Annotated in this window: 3 protein-coding genes; all 3 read left to right on the forward strand. The window is 71.3% G+C overall.

All coding sequences use genetic code 11. The features are described from left to right. The first annotated feature begins 147 nt into the window (after positions 1–147). The 3 genes from QQ657_RS56360 (at position 148) to QQ657_RS56370 (ending at position 5,698) form a co-directional block, all read left to right on the forward strand. Complete coding sequence (locus QQ657_RS56360; RefSeq protein WP_284750727.1) at positions 148–1,413, forward strand: helix-turn-helix domain-containing protein; 1,266 nt, start codon at positions 148–150, stop codon at positions 1,411–1,413. Between the two features lie 313 nt (positions 1,414–1,726). Beyond that, positions 1,727–3,991 (forward strand): M4 family metallopeptidase, encoded by a 2,265-nt coding sequence (locus QQ657_RS56365; protein ID WP_284750728.1) that lies wholly within the window; start codon positions 1,727–1,729, stop codon positions 3,989–3,991. Between the two features lie 102 nt (positions 3,992–4,093). Next, positions 4,094–5,698 (forward strand): M28 family peptidase, encoded by a 1,605-nt coding sequence (locus tag QQ657_RS56370; protein ID WP_284750729.1) that lies wholly within the window; start codon positions 4,094–4,096, stop codon positions 5,696–5,698. The last annotated feature ends 147 nt before the right edge of the window (positions 5,699–5,845 follow it).

The following is a 5,845-nucleotide window of genomic DNA, read 5'->3' on the forward strand; positions in this document are numbered from 1 at the left end:
GTCGTCCCGCCGGGGGGCGCGCCCCCGGCCCCCCCCGGGGGGGGGGGGGGGGCGCCCGGGGGGCGCGTGCGTCCCGGGGCGGGGGGGGGGGGGGCCCCCCCCCCCCCCCCGCGCGGCCTACCCTGAACCGGTGGAAAGGCGGGCCGAGTGAGCGACAGCGTCGGTGAACGCCTGCGTGAGCTGCGCACCGAGCGCGGGCTCACGCAGCGCGAACTGGCCGGGCCGCAGTACTCCGCGGCGTACGTGTCGTCGGTCGAGACCGGCGCGCGGACACCGTCGGGTGACGCGCTGCGGTTCTTCGCCCAGCAGCTGGGCATCGACCCGGACGAGCTGCTCGGCGGCAGCTCGCCCCGGGAGCTCCTGGAACTCGACCTCGAGCTGATCGAGACGGCGGACCGGTTCCTGGCCGGCGACGCCCGCCGCGCGACCCCGCGGATGCAGCGGATCCGGCGCCGCGCCGAACGCCTGGACCGGCCGCGGCAGGCGGGCATCGCGCTGCTGTGGCTGGCCGGGTACTCCACCGGCGACGCCCGCACGAAGTACGTCGCGGAAGCCGAGACGGCGTTGTCGGGCGAGCCGCCGCCGGTGCGCGCGATGGTCGTGCCGCTGCGCGCGGCGGTGCTGAGCGGCTGGGGCGAGGCGCAGTATTCCTTGCACCTGCTGGAAACCTGCCACGCGGAGCTGCTGCGCGACGGGTATCCGCAGCCGTCGATGCTGCTGACGCTCCGAGCGTGTCTCGCCGAGCGGCACCTGCGTCAGGGCGACCTGGAGCGGGCCGCGGAGTATGCCGAGTCCGCGCTGCGGCTCACCCGGGGCGGCCCGGCGGTGCTGGCCGAGCTGACCCGCAGCCACGTCGAGGTGTGCCGCAGCCACCTGGCGGCCGACCGGTTCGCCGACGCGGCCGCGTCCGTCGCAGCGGCCTACGACCTGATGCAGGAACGCGCCCTGCACCCGGCGATGGCGCACTGCCTGCTGGCCAGGGCCCGGGTCCGCGGCCGCGCGGGCGACGTCGAGGGCGCGCTGGCCGACCTCGGCGCGGCGCGGGAAACGGCGTGGCCTGCCGACGTCCCGGCGATCACGGTCGAGCTGGCAGCGGAGTACCTGGCGGCGGGCCGGCTGGAGACGGCGGGCGCGTTGCTCGACCAGGTCCGCCCGGCCGTCGTGGCGGGCACGGCGCTGGCGGCGGAGCTGCGGCTGCAGCTGGGGTCACTGGCGCGCGCCCGCGGCGACGCCCGGGGCGCGGCGGAGTACCTGCGAGCAGCCGTGGAGCTCGCCACCGGGCTCGGGGCGCGAGGGGTGCTGGCGCGCGCTTTGCGGACGCTGAGCGTGCTCCTGGGTGAGACCGGCCGGGCGGAAGAGGCCGCGAACGTGCTGCGGAACGGGCTGCTCGCGCTCGGCGCCGAAGCGGACTGACATCGTTTTCCTGAGCAGTACTAACGATTCCCGGTGATCGAGAGCTTCCGGCGTTCGGATGGTGTCCGGAACAGTCCCTACGAAAGTCGTTCCGGTGCGGAATGCGCGGAGAATCCCCAGCACGGGCGGGGTTTGTACGAATTGACCGGCGAATCCGGAACGCGGCGTTGGTCCGTTCGGCGCATTGACGCTCCGATCCGCTGATCCTTTACTCGGATGCGTCCGGACGCATACCTGCTGTTAGCACGCCGGACACGTCCCCCTTTTCCCCGCACCGCTCCCCTCGTCCTGCCTTCGTGGAAGGAAGACTTCGATGACCCATCGTGGGTTCAGAACGGGCTTGGCGGCCGCCGCCGGGCTCGCCATGACACTCGCGCTGCCGGTGGCACCGGCCAGCGCGACCCCGGCGGCCCAGCCCGCCGCCCCGGACGTGGCCGCCGCTCGCGCCGCCGACCAAGCGGCCGCGAGCGGGCTCGACGCACTCAAGCGCGGGCCGGCCGAATCGTTCCAGCGCATCGGGCTCACCGCCGGTGGCGGCGGCCTGTTCTACGGCGCCTACCAGCGGACCTACCAGGGCCTGCGGGTCGTGGGCGGGGACGCGGTCGTCGTCGCCGACGGCGCCGGGCGCGTCCGCGGCACCAGCGCCGCCGAGACCGCGGCCATCACCGTCGGGACGCAGGCCGCGCTCGACGCCGCGAAGGCCGCGGCCACCGCGCGCGCTCTACTGCCCACTGTGGACAGTGTGAGCACGCCGGAGAAGGTCGTGCTGGCCGGGGCGAGCCCCAAGCTCGCCTACGAGGTCGTCGTCGCCGGGCGCACCGCCACCGCGCCGAGCAACCTGCACGTCTTCGTCGACGCCGCCACCGGCGCGGTCCTCGACAAGCGCGACGACGTCAAGACGTTCGCCTCCGGGGCACGCACCCAGGCCCAGCCGAGCACGGTGAACGTCGCCGGCACCGGCAACAGCTATTACGTCGGCAACGTCTCCATCGACACCACGCAGTCCGGCACCACCTACACCCTGCGCGACCCGGGCCGCACCGGCATCAGCTGCGGCCGCGAGGGCGGGTCCGTCTACAGCGGCACCGACAACGCGTGGGGCAACGGCACCGGCACGGACCTCGAAACCGCCTGCGTCGACACGCTCTTCGGCGTGCAGACCGAGTGGAAGATGCTGTCGGAGTGGCTGGGCCGCAACGGCATCAACGGCAGCGGCACCGGCTACCCGGCGTCCGTCGGCCTCAGTGACGTCAACGCCTACTGGAACGGCTCCTCGACCCACTTCGGGCACTCGCAGGACAACCAGCGCCAGGCCACCTCGATGGACGTCGTCGGCCACGAGTTCGGGCACGGCATCTTCCAGTTCACCCCGGGCGGTGCCGGTTCCGGCAACGAGAACGGCGGCATGAACGAGTCGACCGGGGACATCTTCGGCGCGCTGACCGAGGCGTACGCCAACAACCCGAAGGACGTCCCGGACTACCAGGTCGGCGAGGGTGTCAACCTGGTCGGCGACGGCCCGATCCGCTACATGTACCAGCCGTCGCTGGTCGGCGACCCGAACTGCTACTCGTCGTCGATCCCCAGCACCGAGGTGCACGCGGCGGCCGGCCCGCAGAACCACTGGTTCTACCTGCTCGCCGAGGGCTCCGCGCCCGGTGGCGGCAAGCCGAACAGCCCGACCTGCAACAGCTCCAGCGTCACCGGGGTCGGCATCCAGAAGGCAGGCAAGATCTTCTACAACGGCCTGCTGAAGAAGACCTCGTCGTGGAACCACAAGGCCGCCCGCAAGGCGACCCTCGAAGCCGCGATCGCGCTCTTCCCGGGCAGCTGCACCGAGTACAACGCCACCAAGGCCGCGTGGGACGCCGTCTCCGTCACCACCGCGACCGGTGAGCCGACCTCGTGCAGCGGCGGCGGGCCGGACTTCTCCGTCGCGCTGAACCCGGCTTCGGGTTCCGTGCAGCCGGGCGCCTCGGCGACCACCACCCTCAGCACCGCGATCACCTCCGGCGCGGCGCAGTCGATCACGCTGTCCGCCTCGGGCCTGCCGGCCGGCGCGACCGCGTCGTTCAGCCCGGCCACCATCCAGTCCGGTGGCACCTCGACGCTGACCGTCGCGACGACGTCGTCCACCCCGACCGGCAGCTTCCCGATCACCATCACCGCGGACGGGGCCAGCACTGACCACACGGCTACGTTCTCGCTCACCGTCGGTACCACCGGGTCGTGCGCCCCGGTGACCAACGGGACCCAGCTGACCATCCCGGACTACCCGGGTGCGGCGGTCAGCAGCACCAGCACCGTGGCGGGCTGCGCACGCAACGCGTCGAACGCCACCAAGGTCGAGGTGCACATCACCCACACCTACAGCGGTGACCTGGTCCTCGACCTGGTCGCGCCGGACGGCACCGCCTACCGGCTGAAGAACTCCAGCTCCAGCTCGACGCCGAACATCAACACCACCTACACCGTCAACGCTTCTTCGGAAGCCGCGAACGGCGCGTGGCAGCTCCGCATCCGAGACGTCGGCCCCGCCGACACCGGTTACCTGTCCTCCTGGACGTTGACCGTGTAGCAGTTCCGCAGTGCCGTTAAGGCCACCTTACGGGCGTCTGACGCCCGTAAGGTGGCCTTAACGGCGGTTCTCCCCTACCCCCAGTAGAAGGAACTCACCGCCATGAAGTGGAAGAGCAAGATCGGCGCCGGGGTCACCGCCCTGGCCGCCGTGTTGGGCGTTGTCAGCGCGCCAGCGGCCACCGCCGCGCCCGCCACGGCGCTCGCCGCGCCGGACATCTCGCTGGCCAACATCAAGACCCACCTCAACCAGCTGCAGACGATCGCGAACAACAACGGCGGCACGCGCTCGCCGCGCGGCGCCGGTTACGCGGCTTCCGTTACCTACGTGGAAAACCTGCTCAAGAACGCCGGGTACACCACGACGCGGCAGACCTGCACCAGCTGCATCGGGCAGTCGCAGAACCTGATCGCGGAGTGGCCGCAGGGTGACGCGAGCCAGGTCATCATGCTGGGCGCGCACCTCGACAGCGTGAGCGCCGGCCCCGGCATCAACGACAACGGCTCCGGCAGTGCGTCGATCCTCGAGACCGCGCTGACGCTGGCCCGCACCAACCCCGCAATGGCCAAGCGCGTGCGCTTCGGCTGGTGGGCCGACGAAGAGTCGGGTCTGGTCGGCTCGAAGTACTACGTCAACAACCTGCCCAGCGCCGAGCGCACGAAGATCAAGACCTACCTCAACTTCGACATGATCGGCTCGAAGAACTGGGGCTACTTCGTCTACGACGACGTCGCTTCGGTCAAGGCGATCTTCGACGAGTACTTCTCGTCCATCGGCATCCAGACCGAGGGCGACAGCGAAGGCGACGGCCGCTCCGACCACGCGTCGTTCAAGAGCGCGGGCATCCCGGTCGGCGGCCTGGCCACCGGCGCCGGCGACATCAAGAGCTCGGCGCAGGCGCAGAAGTGGGGCGGCACCGCGGGTGCGGCCTTCGACAACTGCTACCACCGCGCCTGCGACACGACGTCGAACATCCCGGACGCGCCGCTGGAGAAGAACAGCGACGCGATCGGGTACGCGCTGTGGAAGCTGGCCGTCGCGACGACGCAGGGCAACGACTTCTCGGTGAACCTGAACCCGACCGCCGGGACCGTCCAACCCGGACAGTCGCTGCAGGTCGCCGTCAGCACCGCGACGACGTCCGGCAGCGCGCAGTCGATCTCGCTGTCGGCTTCGGGCCTGCCCGCCGGCGCGACGGCGTCGTTCAGCCCGGCGACCGTCCAGTCGGGCGGTTCCTCGACGCTGACCATCACGACGTCGTCGAGCACCCCGACCGGCACCTTCCCGGTCACCGTGACAGCGGACGGCGCGAGCGTCGACCACACGGCGTCGTTCTCGCTCGGCGTCGGCACTTCGTCGTGCGCGCCGGTGACCAACGGGACTCAGCTGAGCATCCCGGACTACCCGGGTGCCGCGGTGAACAGCACCGCGACCGTGGGCGGCTGCGCGCGCAACGCGTCCAACGCCACCAAGGTCGAGGTGCACATCACCCACACCTACCGCGGTGACCTGGTCATCGACCTCGTCGCCCCGGACGGCACGGCGTACCGGCTGAAGAACTCCAGCAGCGACTCGACGCCGAACCTCGACACCACCTACACCGTCAACGCCTCTTCGGAGGTCGCGAACGGTGCCTGGCAGCTGCGGCTGCGCGACGTCGGCCCGGCCGACACCGGTTACCTGTCCTCCTGGACGCTGACCGTCTGAGCCGCTTCCATGAGGGGCACCTTCATGGACTTAAGAGGCTCTTCGTATTGATGTGTGGGTGGTCACCGGCCTGGGAGATCGGGTCGGTGACCACCGAGGGCGAGCATGGCCAGCGCCATCAGGGACCCGGGCATACGGAACCCGAAG

The sequence above is a fragment of the Amycolatopsis ponsaeliensis genome (assembly GCF_030182635.1).
Lineage (GTDB): Bacteria > Actinomycetota > Actinomycetes > Mycobacteriales > Pseudonocardiaceae > Amycolatopsis > Amycolatopsis ponsaeliensis.